Source organism: Trinickia sp. Z7, assembly GCF_056498045.1.
Window position 1 is genome coordinate 90,068 of record NZ_JAUEQW010000009.1, and the last position, 15,707, is coordinate 105,774.

Below are 15,707 nucleotides of genomic sequence, written 5' to 3' on the forward strand. Positions count from 1 at the left end.
CCATGCTGGAGCTTTTCGAGCGCTCATTACCTCTACTGAAGAGCGCAGTATTGATGACAGTCTTTCTTGGCCTTTCGTCGTTCGTGCTTGGCTCTGCGCTCGGATTGCTCGTTGCCTTGTGCCGGATTTCAAGCGTACGTGCCCTTCGCGGGTTTGCCTTTGCGTATGTGTCAATCTTCCGCGGGACGCCACTGCTCGTACAAATCCTGCTTATCTATTTCGGGCTGCCCCGATACGGAATCACGCTGGACCCGGTGCCAGCGGCACTGCTGGCGTTGACGTTATTTTCAGCGGCGTACCTGAGCGAGAACTTCCGCTCGGGAATCAGCGCGGTTGACAAGGGGCAGTGGGAAGCTGCAGCATCTACGGGCATGAGCTACTCGAAAACGATGTCGAGAATCATCCTGCCCCAAGGGCTTCGAATCGCCATTCCATCCGTCGGAAGCCGGCTGATTGCGCTTATCAAGGACACGTCGCTCGCATCGACGATTACCGTGGTGGAACTCACGCGTGTTGCGGACCAGGTAGGAGCGTCAACCTTCCGATACATGGAGATGTTCCTGATGGTTGGTCTCATCTACTGGGTGATAAATCAACTGCTAACCATCGCTCAAACGATTCTTGAAAGCCGTGTATCAAGGCGGTACGTATGAACGAACAATCCAAAACCGTCGAAGTACGTGGCTTGCAGAAGCGCTTCGGAGACAATCACGTACTCCGCGGCGTCGATTTCGAAGTGTCGCGAGGAGAAGTGGTCGTCATCATGGGCCCGTCGGGCTCTGGAAAAACGACTCTCCTACGTTCGCTGAATTTCCTTGAGAAGCCCGACGCCGGAACAGTCTGCATTTGCGGCGTCGGTGTCGATTGCACGGGATTACGCAAGCCTACTCGTGACACGCAGAAAGCCATCCGTGCGATTCGTCAGCGAACCGCCATGGTTTTCCAATCCTTCAACCTCTACCCACACATGACATCGCTGCAGAATGTCATGGAGGGGCCCGTTAGCGTCAAGGGGATGACGAAGACCGAGGCTGCGTCACAGGGCATGCGACTGCTGGAGCAGGTAGGCCTTGCCGCTAAAGCGGGCGAATACCCTGGTCGCCTTTCGGGCGGACAGAAGCAGCGTGTTGCCATCGCTCGCGCACTGGCGATGGAGCCCGAGGTGATTCTGTTTGATGAGCCCACTTCTGCTCTTGACCCATCTCTCAGGGAAGACGTGCTTCGCGTCATGCGGGACCTAGCTGAAAAGGGCATGACCATGCTCGTTGTTACCCACGAGATTCGATTTGCACGTGACGTCGCGGACCGCATTGTCTTCATGGACGGCGGCGCCGTTGTCGAGGATGCCGCTCCTACAGCGTTTTTCGGAGCAGAGAGCAATCCTCGCGTGCGTCAATTTTTGAATTTAATTGAGACCTAGCCCGAAAACATCGACCTTGAACGCATCTCGTTTTAAGAATTGTGCGGCGCGCGAAAGAGGCTTCTCGGAGTGGCGCAGCCAGGACTCGTTGTGCAGGTGCACCGACGCAGTAGGACCTTTTACTCATCCCTCTACGCCTCATCATTTCTTCCTAATGTTCGCCCTGTCTTTCGATAATGCCCCTTGGTTGAGAAGAATCCCGCCTTTTCCTGAGTCGGTCAACTGTTCGACTCAAGGAGCTATCGTAGCCATTCTGCCCGGCGTCTCAAGGCTAGCTGGACGATAATCCAGGCTGTATGTGCGGACCTTCCGCTCCCTGCTACGCCCTGTGCGACGAGGCTTCCCGAATACTGCACTTTCCGCGGGAAATACAGTATTTCGGGGACCAGAGTCTCCAGGAAGATTCTCAAATGTCTTGAGAAAGCGTGAGAAAAGTGGTGCTACATGTTAGCGCCGATGTAGAAATACGGACCTACACGGGGCCGGCCTCTCGGGTGTCTTTGACCTGTACTGCACGGAGAATATGCTCGGCCTTGTCGGGCGAGGTAAGTAGCTCTGCGTAGTCTTCAGCAACTTCCAGAGGTAGCTCGCCGTCCGGCGGGAGACGCATCCAAGCTGCTAGCGACGCATGAAGCTGATAAGCATATCCTCGCAACCAATTTCTCTCAGCAAGAAATCGGCGGCGACCATTCTTTCGGCCCGTCCCACTGAAGCGCTTTAGGCCAAATGCCAAAGAAATATGCCTCTGCACTTCGGGCATACGGTTAGGTCGCCCACCTGCGCGAGCTTCTTGCCGTAGAAGTCCTTGCCGTTACCGGAAATAATCTTTCCACCGTGGTCGGTCTCGTCATCGACACGGGCGAATCCGAAGCTCATAAGTTGGCCCACCGATTCTTTTTAGCGGGATTATATCCAACTCCGCGTGGCAATTGGCACATACGAGCTCGGACCTTCAAATAGCAGCTTGCGCTGAGGGCATGGCCTGTTCTGGAGGCGCGAATTGATGGGGTGGGCTCGCTCGCTGGATTACGCCGTGAAGCCGTGGCATAGTGCATCCAATTCATCTTTTCTGGAGCAGCCCATGCCCACCCTGGAAGCAATCGAGACGAAGATTCGCCGCCTGCAAGAACAAGCCGAAGCGATGAGAGCCAAGAAGGCCTCGGCTACGCTCGACCGCATCGTCGCGCTCATGAAGGAGAGCGGAATTTCGGTTGCCGACATCGAGGCTTACCTCGGTGGCAAGAAGCGCGGAGCAAGAGGTAGTAAGAAGGCGGCTGCCGTCACTGCGGTTGTTACGGCGAAATACATGGACCCGAAGACTGGCGCAACGTGGTCAGGACGCGGTCGGGCGCCGGCATGGATTGCAAGCGCTAGGAATCGCGACCGGTTTCTTGTTGATGGCAATGCAACGACGGCGTCGGTGGCGACTGGAAGCAAAGCGAAGAAACGACCGGGCAACTATGCTCGCGGTCCGCAGCCAGCGAAATATCGTGACCCTGAGAGTGGCGCCACGTGGTCGGGACGTGGACCCGCGCCCGCCTGGCTAGCGAATGTCAAGGACCGCACGAAATTCCTAATCGCAACTGCTTCGTAAGGCGTGCAAGTACAACGTAAATCACCGACGTACAAGCGGGCATGGCCGCCTGCTGGGGCGAATGAGCCGCAAGCTAGCCACTCAGCGCAGAAAGCATGGCTCGCTTTTTGTTTAGGACCACCTAATAGATGGCACTTGCAAAATCGCAATTCATCGGAGCTGCTGGGCAGTTTTATCTATCGTACGCCCTCGCCGCGCGGCACATAAACGTTAGTCTGATGCTCGGGAATGCGCCTAGCGTGGACGTGCTTGCTTCCTCCAGCGATGGTCGGCGGACCATGTCGATTCAGGTCAAGACAGCGTCGAACGCGAAGAAGAAGAAATACGGAAAGGTTGGTTACGAGTGGTACGTTGGGAGCGCAGTAATAGGAAAATATGCCGAATCGTTCCTCTACGCCTTCCTGGATTTCAAGGGTGACGTGACGAGCCAACCGGACGTGTTCTTCATTCCATCACGGTGGGTCGCCGAATTTGTGAAGCCCGACTGGTCGATGTTTTTGTACTTTCTGCCCGCTACTGAAGAGATTGAGGCATTGACAAAGAACCGCTGGGACCTCATCCAGCATTACCTCGCTGGCGAACCGGCTGCTCTGGACTGGGCTCAGTCCTGGCCGAAAGAGCAATTGATTGAATGGGGCGCGCCGAAGGCAGAGGAAGCGCCGCCAAACTGAGTCGCGCGAGCGATATGCGGCTCTTCGCGCAATCCCAGCGCCAGTGGGCAGACCATCGGTGCATGCTTTCACTGGAGCTATTGCGCATAGAAAAGCCGGCCTAGAATGGCAACTCTCCTGTCTTCGTCAAATCGCTGATGCCGTTGAAGTGTCTCTCCTATGAAGGAGAGACGCTAGAGCATCTGCGGGCAAAGGCGGTTATCGTTCAGGCCGCACGTGGAGTGGGTTGGCACGCGGAAACAGAATTAGACGACGAGCAGGGACGCTGGCGGGCGGACGTGCTTTTTACAAAAGGAGCCGTCAGACTAGCGTTCGAGGTGCAATGGAGCAGCCAAACGCGGGCATAGACGCTGCTGCCCCAGCAACGCTATACGGATTGCAAGGTTCGGGGATTGTGGTTGCTACGTCGTCCGACGTACGAACCATCCGAAAAGGCGCCGGCGTTTCAGCTCCGGCCGTCGAGTACGCGCAGCGGGGGCGAGGGGCTCATTTCCCCACCGAAGGAGAAGTGGGTGCCGTCGACGCTAGGGGATGCCTGGCTAGACCTGGCTATCTTCGTGCACTGCGCGTTACATCGAGAACTAAAGTTGGGTGCCGCAGCAAGCGCAAGGCGATTCCACCTGCACTACGCGGTTCATCCGCTAGTTCGAACTTGTATGTGCGGCTCCGAAGTGGTCGTCCCATATTCATTCTTCGCGACTACGCTGGACCTCGGGGGTCATCGCCCCTATCACTGGCACCAAAGCCAGGATTGGCGCTCCCCGCCTGCGTGGATGAATGTATTCTCCCGCCACTGCAATGACACTACGAGCGGGCTCAAGCTTGCCTACGCGAAGGCGGCGGGGGGCTGGCCGCCACTTATATGGATATGCCCCGCAATGTGATGCCACCGTGCTGGGGCACGGCTCGAAATTCAGCACCGTTGAAGTAAAGAGCGTGGAGGTGAGCGACCTTCCCGCACCGACGCCGAGCTCCCCCGCTGCAACAGCGCGAGCGCCTTACGAAGTGCCCACAATTCGTGAAACCGGTCCCCGGCATTGGAAGCGCGCGCTCCCAAGATGTCGTTCTTGGCGATTTTCACCATCCCTTGTCTCTCTTGGATACGCAGATGTTCGCGCGGTAACTCATGTTCGAACCAACCCGGACGTGTTCACGGAAGCAGTCAGCAACGGGCCGCTGCCCCATAGCCATCGGTGAACGCGTCAGTTGTTGTTGCGTTGCAGCATTGCCGCTATCAAGTTCCGTACAATAATAAAGGTCTTGCAAGCGATTTTTACAGAGCGACTATCCGCATCGCAGAATAAGGGCGGAGCACCATCGGTACTATCTCGGTGGACCACCAACTGTCGATGCGTCGTCCGCGCGGCGCGAACTCACCGATGACGTGCGTCGCTGACAACCGCCGAATTGACGCACTAACGGGGAATGCTTTGAACAAGTTCGGGGATATCTCGGTGCCTGCGCGGCCTGCCGAAAAGCGGCCAGTGAGAAAGCTGCTGGAACTGGCTGGCATTGATGTGGGCGACTGGGCCTTTACAAAGGACGGCGAGGCTCGTGAGAACCCCAATGACAACATCCGGAGAAACACGCGGTGGGCCTATGTCGGGAACCAGGCCGAGCCAATCGTACTGTGCTTGTGGTATGACCACATAGACTGGGCCGCGGCGCCGCCCGTGTATCGGGGCAACGAAGAAATCTACCAGCGGCGGCTCATCGCACTGGCGGGAACGCGCTCCGGGAGTGATGGACTGCGCCGCTTCAAATCCAAGATTTCTCCCGCGCGCCAATTGCAGCGAGCTGTGTATGATGCGTTTGCCAGGAAGCGCCGAATCCATCTCATATTGGTCGATGGCAAAGAGGTCGCGCTGGAGGACTCAGCCGACAAGGCCTCGATTGTGCCGGCCAGGTCGCTTGACATCGAGTGCTGGTATGTACATGAGTTCGATGCTGAATCCGGCGATTTCACGCTGGTGCGGGGTGAAGAACGTCCGCCCGACGGCTCCCTGTCGGATGAGCAAATCATCGACCCAGCCGGCGACCCGGCGTTTCTCAGATTTATTGAATCGCTCGATGATACTGAACGGGACGCGCTCATCAAAACTCGCGTCGGTCAAGGTCCGTTTCGCGATAGCCTAATCAACCGCTGGGGCGGATGCTCGTTGACGGGCTGCAGGCATCTCGAACTCCTAGTTGCAAGTCACATCAAGCCGTGGAGCAGATGTGAGAGAGCGCGCGCGACTGGACGTGGCGAACGGTCTCCTGCTTATACCCAACATCGACAAGCTGTTCGACAGAGGGCTCATAACGTTCGATGTCGATTTCAAAATCATCTTGAGCGATGACCTCAAGAATGGGGTTGCGAGAACACTTAGCATTGACAAGCACGCGCGACTAGTCAATCGGACATTTGCCGACATACACCCATACTTGCGCTGCCATCGTGAACACGTATTTCGGAAATAGCGACGTGAGAGAAGAATTGAGCCGCGCTGAAGCTTACGCCGCATGCCTTAACCCATGCGCAGAGAACCACTAGCGCCGCATTGAGCGCTGTTACAGGGAAGACGATGAAGCTGGAACGCTTTGCAAAGATTCGCGAGCACCGCATCTTCAAGGACTACGTGTGGCCAAGAGGTCTCGAAGATTTCGGTCGGTTCAATCTTATCTATGGCTGGAACGGCTCTGGGAAGACCACGCTGTCTGGCATTCTCAGAGCCATCCAAACATCGACGGATATCCAGGAAGGAGAAGTAGATTTCGTTTTCGATGGTGTGGAGGTTTCGGGCAAGAAGCTAGGTTCAACCGCCTTGCCGGCAGTCCGCGTGTTTAACCGAGAGACGGCCGCGCGAAACGTCTTCGAGAGTAGCAGTGGAACAGCTAGCCAGCTCCCCCCCGTCTACGTATTCGGCGAGGACAGCGCGGAAAAGCAACGTCAAATAGACGCACTGAAATCAGAGTTGCCTAATCTGGTTGTCGTCGCTGCAAAGGCATCCGAGGACGAAACGCATGCACAGAAGGTGGTCAACGACTATGCAACAAACACCGCGCGTGCTATCAAGAATCTGCTGGTCGCTCCAGGCGGAGCATTCAACAACTACAATGCGGCCGACTTCAAGGAGAGAATGTCGCGTTTCGGTCAAGCGCCAACGCCCGAACTGGATGTGAAAGCGCGAGAGACCTTGCTCACTTTGAAGGATGCCACGCCTCTACCGACTGTCGAGCTTTATCCCGTCAACATTCCGGACGTTTTGGGCCTCCGAAACGACGTCCGAGAAGCGCTGTCGAGAACGGTTGTATCGAACGTCATTGATGAACTCGCTGCAAGCCCTGCGATTAGTGATTGGGTTCGCGGCGGGCTCGCAATCCACACGCATGGCGGGGTCGCCGCAACATGCAAGTTTTGTGAACAGCCGCTGCCCGCGGACCGCCTTCGGCGGCTTGAGGCCCACTTCAACGACGAATTCAGACGATTCACTCAGGACCTTGAGAATTTGGCCGGACGTATAGAGAGCGCAGCCAAACAACTTGAGCAGACTAATCTCCTCGACGGCAAAGATTTATATCCCGAACTCCGTTCCGATTTTGAGTCGGAGCGTAAAAGCTATGAACTCAACCTCTACAGCCTACGCCAAGGCTTGGTGGCGCTCGCCAATGCCGTGAAAGTAAAGCAATCGCGTGTGTTTGAGGCGTTGGACCTAGAGGGTCTTCTCTTAGGGAGCGACGGCGTCGCGACAGAAGAGCCTTCACTCCTGGGCACCGTTATGCGTATCCTGAGCGCAGGAGCCCCTGCCTTGAGCGAATTTGTCGGTAAGCAAAAATTCGCTCTAATTGAACAGATTGTCGAGCGGCACAACGCGAAGACTCGCTCTTTCGAGAAGAAGGTTAAGGCCGCTCGCGAAAGACTACACGACCACGAGCTAGCCGTCGCTTTACCGGAATGGCACGAGAAGCAGCGGGAACTAGAATCGGCCACGAATGCTCGCGTCTCGTCCTACCAAGCGAAGGCGAACGCCGAGAGGGAGATTCGTATGCTGGAGGCAGACATCCTAGAACACCAGGAGCCAGCGGATGAACTCAATCGCGAACTGCGTGCGTATCTAGGGCACGACGACATTCAGGTCTCAGTCGAGTCTACAGGTTACAGATTGGTCCGACGAGGTAACGCGGCGACAAATCTCAGCGAAGGCGAGCGAACCGCGATTGCATTCCTCTACTTTCTGAAGTCGCTTCAAGACCGGTCGTTCGACTTGAAGAACGGCATCGTAGTTGTGGACGACCCCATTTCGAGTCTCGACTCAAACGCTCTTTACAGCGCGTTCGGTTTCATGAAACGCCGGCTGTGCGATGCCGGTCAGTTGTTCGTGCTAACTCACAACTACACCTTTCTACGACAGATTCGGAACTGGTTCGGACATATGAACCGGGGAAGAGGAAAGCAGGGGTTTCCCGCTCACTTTTACATGCTGCGCGCATCCTACGTTGGAGGTCATCGGAGCTCTGCTATTGAAGCGATGGACCCTTTCCTGAGGAAGTACGAATCGGAGTATCACTATCTCTTCAAGAGAATCGTAGACGCGAGTGCGTCTCCAGGAGGTGGCCCTCTGGAAACGTACTACGAACTGCCGAACTTGGCGAGGCGGTTGTTGGAAGCGTTCTTAGTCTTCAAGATTCCCAACGAGGATACGCTGCACGCAAGGCTCGAAGCTGTCGATTTCGACGACCACAAGAAAACACGCATTCTGCGGTTTCTCGATACTCACTCCCACAACGAACAAATCGCGGACGGACATGACGACGCCTCCGCTCTCTCGGAAGCACCGGATGTAATCAAGGACCTGCTCGAACTCATAGAGAAGTGTGACCCGGAACACTTTGGAAGGATGAGGCAAGCGCTGTCCGCATAACGACTTTACCAGCTGGTTTGGCCGCAGCTATAAGCGACGATTCGCCATGCACTGCGAGCCCCCTATTTAATGTTGAAGAGCAAGGGAATGAGAGACGATTCAACCGTACAAGAAGTTATCGAACAGATTCCCAACGGCGTACATCTCTATAGGATTCGAGAAGCTTTGGAAAGTGGTCATGCGGCTGTGATGGTCGGCGCCGGTTTTAGTCGCAATGCGGAGCACGGGAATCGGCTGCCAACTTGGTCCATGCTGATGGACGCGCTGCTCGCAGACCTGTATCCATCGGTTGACTCGAGACGTATGGCTGCCGAGCGATTCGGTGGCATCAGCGGCATGCTCCGGTTGGCGGAAGAATACGCAGTAGCGCGAGGCCGAGCGCAGCTCGATGCACGACTCCATCAACTACTGCCAGACGCGGGTGTCATCAATCCGGGACGACTTCATACCAAGCTTCTGTCATTGCCTTGGGCTGATGTCTATACGACGAACTATGACACGCTCCTGGAGCGGGCACTTGACTTAGACCGAGGCGAGTTCATCCCAGAAATCAAGCGACGATATCAAGTGGTGGTTGCAGCCCAAGAGGTTCCCTTTTCGAAAAGCAATGGGAGGCCGCGTGTTGTCAAACTGCACGGCAGTCTACGCAGCGGCTCTCCTTTAATTCTTACGGAAGAAGACTACCGGTGCTACCCTAGTCGGTTTGCTCCGTTCATGAATACCGTTCAGCAGGCAATGCTGGAAAACGTATTCTGTCTCATCGGGTTCTCTGGAGATGACCCGAACTTTCTTCAGTGGACCGGATGGGTAAGAGACCGTCTCGGCGCGCAGACGCCACCGATTTACCTCATCACCGTAGCTGCGGTTCCGGACGGCCAGCGGCTCATTCTTGAGCGGCGTAACATCTTCCCGATTCCAATCGAAGACCTTGGCAAGAAGGAAGGACAGATTGACTATGTTCAGGCCTTCGAGAAGCTCTTCCAGTTTTGGACGCCACAGGCCGTCCCCCGTCGAGCACTTTGGCCGTATGACTCCCCTCCCACACCCAAAGGGCTGAACTTTAGCGGCCAGGAGTTGCTTGCTTGGGCCCGTTTCTCTAAGTCCAATAGAGAGAAATATCCCGGGTGGTTCATTGCCCCCGAGCGCAACCGAGAAAGACTGAAACAATGGTCCGGATTGCCAATTACAACGATGAGCTACCGCAAGCTAGCAAGCGAATTATCGCCGACATTCCGGCTTGTTCTTTTGTTCGAGGTCGCGTGGATACTTAGCGTCGCCCTTGAGGACATAGATGAACTGCGCGCCATCGATATTGAGCAAGCGCTGGAAGCGAAGTCGACCGTCCACAGCGAATCTCAAGCGGTTGAGGGCGTTGACAAGACAGATTTAGAGCCTTGGGAAGACGAACTCGGGTTCATCCGAGGCTACCTTACCGTCGCGGTATTGAAGAGCGCGAGACAACGCGGTGATAACGAGAAATTTTACAAGTGGCAACGTGAGCTTGAGAGCTTGCCGGCGCACGCGTGGAACCCGGAGGTAACTTGCCAAGCACTCTATGAGGAGGTGCTATTCCATATTGAGCGACTGGCCCCCGAACGGGCGATGGAGGTCCTGAAGAAACTGGAGGTTAGCGCTGAACGCGCTGACTTGTACTGGAGGATTCGGGTCGGAGCAGTCTTCGGAGAACTCGGTGTAATTCGGCGCGGACGAGAAATTGTTCGAAATGGTCTACATCAAATCCGGGAGGCCATACAGGCCCAAGGAGAAGCCCTCGCTCTAGTGTCCCGAGAGCACTGGGCTGAGCGTGTATTAAGCGCAATGTCAGCCGCCGTCGACGCGGCAGAACAAGAAGCGGCTCGCAAGGTTGCGATGGGGCCACCGCCGAACCAAGGCACGGAGCAACACGCCCGAACACCGGACGTGACGCTGCATGACCTGATTCTTCGAGAGGAAGTCCACTCGACAAGACGAGAGAACGAAGAGAACATCTATCGTGACGAAAATGCGCGGGACCATATTGAGCATCCCCATGTGCAACTGGACCTTCTCTCCCGCGAAATCGAGAAATCGTCGGATGTACTCGAAACGCTATCCATCGAATTCGACTCACGTGTTGTTGCTGAAAAGCGATGGAACGTGCCCCTCGACCGCGATGCTGTGTTGGCTGCGAGAGCATACGTCCGGCTGACAGAGGAAGTAGGCTATGTGCCGGCTGTCGGTCCCGTGTTGCTATCTGGCGGACATCTAGTCTCGAGTTTCAGAGTTCTATCGTTTGTATGCCCCATATCCACGTGTCTCCGATATCTCACTCGAGCCAATGGCGGCAGTGTATACACATCACTGGAGCCGCTAACGCGCGCCCAAGTCGCGCGCCTGAGCGAACAGCGGGCCATGCAGCTTTACCAACTTTCGATTCGCGAAGTGAATGCATGCATGAATCGCTCGTCGAGGGGCTGGGACCGTCGAACCAAGACGTCAGTTCGGTTTTATTTGGAGCTAGCGTCAAGGGTGCTACTGAGGTTAGGCAGCGCAGAGGCCGATGGTGCCATCCAGCATGCAATGGGTTGGCATGCGAGCGAAGCGCTTCGTGAGAACACAGACTTGCACAGAGCATTCGCAAGATTTTTCAAGCGAGTGGTGGAACTGCTGGCGTCGGAAACGCTGCAAAAACGCAGTCTTGACTTGCTCAAGCTAAACCCCGACTCGGCTTTACTAAAGCGATTCCGTGACTGGCCGACTGCCGTCGCGTCTCTTCCTTATGAATTGGATGGAATATCAGCGGAGCCGGGATGCTCGGAGGCAGTCGACGTAATCCTAGCCCAATCTCGCCAGGCGATAGCGGACGATGAAGATGCGAAAGCCTTTCATTTGGAACGGCTCGACTGGCTTTGGCGCAACGGCGCGATGTCTGCGGACCAGGAACGAGCGTTCGCCGAATTCGCATGGATGAACATTCCTAGCAACACTCTCCCGACCTATGTCGGCTTCTATCGTGGTGCTGTGCTAGTGTGGCCTTCGTCACCAGGAGTGGATGTTGAGTCGTCATTTAGGAAATGGCTGATGAACGAACCATTTCCGAATCTTGTCACGACCGCCCCCGACCTAGACGGCAAGCCGCAGCAGTCAATCGGAGGTACAAGGGAATCGCTTCTTGGAAACATCCTGCTGACCGGAAATCGCAATGTTCGATTCTTGTGGTCATCCAATGACGCCTCGACAGTGATGTTGAAGCTGCGGACATGGTGGGAAACCGAAGGACGAGCCTTGACCGACAAATACTCAGGCAAGCCGAACGAACAGTTTGTCGCACGGATAGTCGTCAATCGATTGACTCTCATGGCACACGCTGTACATCGAATTCTCGCGCCAAATCTGTCGAAGACCGAAGCGGATGCATTGGACTTGTCTGGTTGGCTTGCCGAGATGTGGTCCGCCGGATTGCAGCTAAGAACAGCTCTCGTCCCCCTGCTGTTCACTGGACTTTCGTGGTGGCCGGAGCACGAGGACGTCGTCATTCAGATGACCGCCAACGCCGTTCGGCACGGCGAGGATGCGCAGGCAATCAGTATCGGATTGAACGCAGCGGGGTTCTGGTTGCTGCGCCTTTCGTTGCCAACAATTGGCTCTCGATGCTACGCCGCATTTCTGGTCGAGGTCTTGGGGTGGCGAATCCGACCGCACACGCGGCTCGCTCTCGAGCATATTGCCGAGCTCCTTCGGCTCGGCGCCGCCGTACACTTTCAACAACAGGCACATCGACTTGCCGCCGAGCTTCTAAGTTTGATGTTGCAGTTCTCCGACTGCGAACCGGGCGAGGATATCGTGGAATTCGAAGGTCGTCCTGGAATGCGACAGGCGGCTGCAGCTTGTTTGGCGGCACTGGGGCAACAGGTTGTCGGCGTCCGAGAAAGCGAAAACTGGAAGCAAGCGATGGCTCTTGTCCGCATGGATGCTTTGCTCGATGTCCGCATTTTCGGTCAGGAATTCGTTGAGAAGCGGTTGCGACCGTACGGGTCTTGAGGTGTGCGTTCATCCGTTTGCCCCTTTGCGGGCGAGCAGTGTCAGCATAGGGGACGGAGAGAGTGCCAGCTCACAAGTCCGGGGGTAGCTCACTGATGGACGCCGAAGCCTACAAAGGCTATTCGCTTTGGGGACATGCTATCCGGCAAGGCGGCGAATACGCCGCCAGCGGCACCGTTACCCGAAACAACGAGCTAGTTGAGGCGTCCGGTGTGCTGGGCAGCTTCGAGAGCGAGGACCAAGCGCAATTGGCCGGCCTTAACCGGTGCCGAGCACGGGTTGACGGCCACCGTTGAATTCGTCCGTCGCCGCGTCCGTGCGGCAAGCAGACATCGGTCGACACGGGTGCTTCGTCTACCCTTGCACGCAGTCCATCAAGCCTCCATAGCGGCTAGACTGCCGCGAACACCACTGCGCCTTGATGACCGACCTCGGTGAAGAACCGCATGAATCGATACGCTTCTCCGTTGATGCTCAGTTCGTTGAGACCAGACTCCGTCGATTCGAGAATGGCGTCAGCGAGGTCGCTCTGAATCGCGCCGCACTTAGGCAGGTCCTCGTCCGACGTGGTTTCGTCGCCGACGTACAGCGTGCAGCTGCCGCTGCTTTGGCTTTTCACCATGATGAGGTGCCCGCCTCTATCCAGGGCAAGCTCCAAGTACTCGGATAAAGTCGCCATTGCTTCCACGTCCAATGCGACGTGCTGCCCAGAAGACGACTTCATTGCTACCCCCGAATTCTCACCATGCACTGGCCGCCATCGTACTCTACCTAACCAACACGGGGATGCCGAGGAAATCCCGGTGCCCATCCGGTCGAAGGTTGCGCCAGTGTCCGCTTGTACATCCGCTGACACCGGCCTAGGCGAAATTCGTCGACCTCTTGAAACGTCTTACGCACCGCTTGCACGACTCAAGTAAGCGGTGCTTCGGTTTGCAGGCGTTATCTTGCGAGGGCCACTTTTCCCGGCTCTGCGCCCGCGCGCCCTCCGTTACGTGAGCGTGGAATTCATTTCCGTTTCGCGAGTTTCTCGCACATCTCTGCGACCCACCGGCGCACGAAGTCCCGATTCTGACTGTCAAGCTTCGACAACATAGATGCGATGTCGGACGCTTCGTCCGCAACGCGAGTGGAGCTCGTCCGCAGCAAAGCCTCGAGCGGAACCTCGAAATAATCGGCGAGCTGAATCAGCCGCATCAGCGGCGGTAGGGTTGCACCGCGTTCGATGCGGCTCACGGTCTCCTGCTCGACACCAATGATTTCAGCGAGCTGCTCTTGCGTCAGGCCGCGCGCTGTCCGCTCCCTGGCAATCGATTTTCCAATCCGCTCGCCTATTCCAGCCGGTCGCCGCGTCATAACCACGCATTTTGTCGTTAAACAACATGTAGCGTGGTGTCCACCGACGTTAAAGTTAACGACATAAAATGTTGTGATAAGACAAATGACGCATATCACACTTCGCATCGACATCGCCGGCTGGCCGCGTGGCGTCACTGCATCTACGGGGAAACTATGAATCGACGAGGATATCTCACCGCACCACTGTTGTCGTCAGCGTTGCGCGCGGGTTGGCGGCTCCTGGCTGCAGGCTTGCTTTGCTCGCTCTCTGTTCATGCGAATGCCTGGATTACCACCGCTTATGGCGACGACGGGCAGGCGTTTGTGGAGAGCAATGCTGCCTCCTCGGAGGAGGCAGCTGACAACGCGCTGGCGTGGTGTCGCAAGGACTCCAATGGATGCCATCTGGTCGGCAAGCCGGTTGCCGGCCCCGTCGCACTGGTCATTGCTCGCGCAGATGGCGGAATCAGTGTATCCACCAGCCGTGACCCGCTGGCCGCGGTCGAACGCGCGATGAAGGACTGCAAAGCGAATTTCAAGCGAGCCTGCAAGCCAGACCTTGTGTCGTGGGACGAGGGCGACCGATGGTATGCAATTTCTATGGGCAATGGTGGCGCATTTGTCGAGTACGGTGATGAGTCAGCGACTGCGGCAAAGTCCGGAGCTCTTCAAGGCTGCAGAAAAAGAGCGGAAAAAGCCGAGACGTGTGAAATCAGGACCGTGGAAAGTAACCCGACGTGGATTGCTATAGCTGAGAGTGCAATGGCCTCAGGGTGGGCTACGGACAGTACGAAAGACGCAGCACTCGCTGCGGCACGGACGGCATGCGAGCGGAAGAACGGCGGCAAGCCGTGCGGCAGTACCAACGTTGTTTTCAATCCGGGCCCTGTTGCTGCACCGAGTTCCTTCGCCACGGTGCAAGCACGCATTGAGCGACAGCATAAGGTCGTTACCGGTCCCACCGATGCTGACACCGTCGTTCGCTATTCCGACACTTGCCACAACGCGGACTGCATTCGCAAGTATGAGAACGGCAAGACCGTCAGATACACGGCATGTCTAAATCCGGCAACGGCCTTGCCGATGAACGACCCGATGCGTCTCGGCGGATGTGGCGGTACGGATTCGCGAGGCAATGCGTTTGGGATGGGAAGCCTTTAATTAGTCAGCCCTGATGTGCACAAATGGGGGGCCGACTTTCGTCTGTTGCCGCCCCTCCACCTATCGTGTACCGGTGAGTATCTGCAGCACTCGACGGCACATGCTACTTTCCGGTACTTCGGGTTGCCGGGGCCTAACGGTGCCGACTCCGTACGCCATCAACATTGGGACAATGATGTCCGCGCAGTAGCGAACCGCACGGGTCTCGCCCTCGTCGAGCTGCACAGCCCAACCGTCGCTCGCCTGGACTAGAGCCATCCTCTGCGGCGCAATGTAACCGTTCGACCAGGCATCGGTCGGCATGGGCAACCCCAATTCTTGATACAAGGCGACGCGATTCTTTCCTTCGTTAGCGAGGTACAAGCCGAGAGGTTCGACATGCAGGCATCGAGGGTGCGGGTCCGTAACTCGCGTTCCACCGACCCTAGACGACCATTCTCCTGTCTCGAGGAACTGGGCGACTTGTCGCTCGCAGCACTCTAGCGTCCGCTTTCGCTCCTCGTCGTTGAGGCCCGAAGCCCGCCATCTCCCGCTTTCCCCGACTACTACAGCAGGTTCCACCCATAGGACACCTCTTTCTTTCCCGTTGCCTCGGTGTT

At 56.5% G+C, this 15,707-nt stretch carries 14 protein-coding genes; 11 read left to right on the plus strand and 3 right to left on the minus strand.

Going from position 1 to position 15,707, the window contains the following annotated elements:
- Positions 1 to 2 precede the first annotated feature (2 nt).
- Positions 3 to 653 (plus strand): amino acid ABC transporter permease, encoded by a 651-nt coding sequence (locus tag QQS38_RS16735; protein ID WP_479646494.1) that lies wholly within the window; start codon positions 3 to 5, stop codon positions 651 to 653.
- Positions 650 to 1,420, plus strand: a complete 771-nt coding sequence (locus tag QQS38_RS16740) for an amino acid ABC transporter ATP-binding protein (RefSeq protein WP_479646495.1) — start codon at positions 650 to 652, stop codon at positions 1,418 to 1,420. The genes QQS38_RS16735 and QQS38_RS16740 overlap by 4 nt, the downstream gene beginning before the upstream one ends.
- A 717-nt stretch (positions 1,421 to 2,137) precedes the next feature.
- Here QQS38_RS16740 and QQS38_RS16745 read toward each other — a convergent pair.
- Complete coding sequence (locus QQS38_RS16745; RefSeq protein WP_479646496.1) at positions 2,138 to 2,296, minus strand: PAAR domain-containing protein; 159 nt, start codon at positions 2,294 to 2,296, stop codon at positions 2,138 to 2,140.
- A gap of 205 nt (positions 2,297 to 2,501) precedes the next feature.
- Here QQS38_RS16745 and QQS38_RS16750 point away from each other — a divergent pair, with 205 nt between their 5' ends.
- The 8 genes from QQS38_RS16750 to QQS38_RS16785 all read left to right on the plus strand — a co-directional run bounded on the left by QQS38_RS16750 (position 2,502) and on the right by QQS38_RS16785 (position 12,905).
- The gene (locus QQS38_RS16750; RefSeq protein WP_479646497.1) at positions 2,502 to 3,014 is read left to right on the plus strand and encodes an H-NS family nucleoid-associated regulatory protein; all 513 of its coding nucleotides are present in this window, start codon (positions 2,502 to 2,504) and stop codon (positions 3,012 to 3,014) included.
- 128 nt (positions 3,015 to 3,142) lie between these two features.
- Positions 3,143 to 3,685 (plus strand): hypothetical protein, encoded by a 543-nt coding sequence (locus QQS38_RS16755; RefSeq protein ID WP_479646498.1) that lies wholly within the window; start codon positions 3,143 to 3,145, stop codon positions 3,683 to 3,685.
- Between the two features lie 137 nt (positions 3,686 to 3,822).
- Positions 3,823 to 4,032 (plus strand): competence protein CoiA family protein, encoded by a 210-nt coding sequence (locus QQS38_RS16760; protein ID WP_479646499.1) that lies wholly within the window; start codon positions 3,823 to 3,825, stop codon positions 4,030 to 4,032.
- 984 nt (positions 4,033 to 5,016) lie between these two features.
- Complete coding sequence (locus tag QQS38_RS16765; RefSeq protein WP_479646600.1) at positions 5,017 to 6,027, plus strand: hypothetical protein; 1,011 nt, start codon at positions 5,017 to 5,019, stop codon at positions 6,025 to 6,027.
- Positions 5,930 to 6,148, plus strand: a complete 219-nt coding sequence (locus QQS38_RS16770; RefSeq protein WP_479646596.1) for an HNH endonuclease — start codon at positions 5,930 to 5,932, stop codon at positions 6,146 to 6,148. The genes QQS38_RS16765 and QQS38_RS16770 overlap by 98 nt, the downstream gene beginning before the upstream one ends.
- A gap of 104 nt (positions 6,149 to 6,252) precedes the next feature.
- Entirely contained in the window at positions 6,253 to 8,589 is a 2,337-nt protein-coding gene (locus QQS38_RS16775) for an AAA family ATPase (protein ID WP_479646500.1), read from the plus strand.
- A gap of 87 nt (positions 8,590 to 8,676) precedes the next feature.
- Entirely contained in the window at positions 8,677 to 12,609 is a 3,933-nt protein-coding gene (locus QQS38_RS16780) for an SIR2 family protein (protein ID WP_479646501.1), read from the plus strand.
- A 95-nt stretch (positions 12,610 to 12,704) separates the two neighbouring features.
- Positions 12,705 to 12,905, plus strand: coding sequence for a hypothetical protein (locus QQS38_RS16785; protein WP_479646502.1), 201 nt, complete (start codon positions 12,705 to 12,707; stop codon positions 12,903 to 12,905).
- A gap of 95 nt (positions 12,906 to 13,000) precedes the next feature.
- Here the strand turns inward: QQS38_RS16785 and QQS38_RS16790 are convergent, their stop codons facing one another.
- Together QQS38_RS16790 and QQS38_RS16795 are read right to left on the minus strand one after the other, a co-directional pair.
- The gene (locus QQS38_RS16790) at positions 13,001 to 13,333 is read right to left on the minus strand and encodes a hypothetical protein (protein WP_479646503.1); all 333 of its coding nucleotides are present in this window, start codon (positions 13,331 to 13,333) and stop codon (positions 13,001 to 13,003) included.
- A 284-nt stretch (positions 13,334 to 13,617) separates the two neighbouring features.
- Complete coding sequence (locus QQS38_RS16795) at positions 13,618 to 13,965, minus strand: helix-turn-helix domain-containing protein (RefSeq protein ID WP_479646504.1); 348 nt, start codon at positions 13,963 to 13,965, stop codon at positions 13,618 to 13,620.
- Positions 13,966 to 14,121: 156 nt separating this feature from the next.
- Here QQS38_RS16795 and QQS38_RS16800 point away from each other — a divergent pair, with 156 nt between their 5' ends.
- Positions 14,122 to 15,108 carry a DUF4189 domain-containing protein gene (locus QQS38_RS16800; RefSeq protein WP_479646505.1) on the plus strand — a complete coding sequence of 329 codons (987 nt, stop codon included), beginning with the start codon at positions 14,122 to 14,124 and terminating at the stop codon, positions 15,106 to 15,108.
- Positions 15,109 to 15,707 lie beyond the last annotated feature (599 nt).

What these genes read in the sequence shown, in the direction of transcription:
- QQS38_RS16800 (WP_479646505.1), top strand. Translation starts at nt 14,122, where the DNA reads ATGAATCGACGAGGATATCTCACCGCACCACTGTTGTCGTCAGCGTTG.
- QQS38_RS16760 (WP_479646499.1), top strand. Translation starts at nt 3,823, where the DNA reads ATGCCGTTGAAGTGTCTCTCCTATGAAGGAGAGACGCTAGAGCATCTG.
- QQS38_RS16795 (WP_479646504.1), bottom strand. Translation starts at nt 13,965, where the DNA reads ATGACGCGGCGACCGGCTGGAATAGGCGAGCGGATTGGAAAATCGATT.
- QQS38_RS16775 (WP_479646500.1), top strand. Translation starts at nt 6,253, where the DNA reads ATGAAGCTGGAACGCTTTGCAAAGATTCGCGAGCACCGCATCTTCAAG.
- QQS38_RS16735 (WP_479646494.1), top strand. Translation starts at nt 3, where the DNA reads ATGCTGGAGCTTTTCGAGCGCTCATTACCTCTACTGAAGAGCGCAGTA.
- QQS38_RS16785 (WP_479646502.1), top strand. Translation starts at nt 12,705, where the DNA reads ATGGACGCCGAAGCCTACAAAGGCTATTCGCTTTGGGGACATGCTATC.
- QQS38_RS16750 (WP_479646497.1), top strand. Translation starts at nt 2,502, where the DNA reads ATGCCCACCCTGGAAGCAATCGAGACGAAGATTCGCCGCCTGCAAGAA.
- QQS38_RS16745 (WP_479646496.1), bottom strand. Translation starts at nt 2,296, where the DNA reads ATGAGCTTCGGATTCGCCCGTGTCGATGACGAGACCGACCACGGTGGA.
- QQS38_RS16780 (WP_479646501.1), top strand. Translation starts at nt 8,677, where the DNA reads ATGAGAGACGATTCAACCGTACAAGAAGTTATCGAACAGATTCCCAAC.
- QQS38_RS16755 (WP_479646498.1), top strand. Translation starts at nt 3,143, where the DNA reads ATGGCACTTGCAAAATCGCAATTCATCGGAGCTGCTGGGCAGTTTTAT.
- QQS38_RS16790 (WP_479646503.1), bottom strand. Translation starts at nt 13,333, where the DNA reads ATGAAGTCGTCTTCTGGGCAGCACGTCGCATTGGACGTGGAAGCAATG.
- QQS38_RS16740 (WP_479646495.1), top strand. Translation starts at nt 650, where the DNA reads ATGAACGAACAATCCAAAACCGTCGAAGTACGTGGCTTGCAGAAGCGC.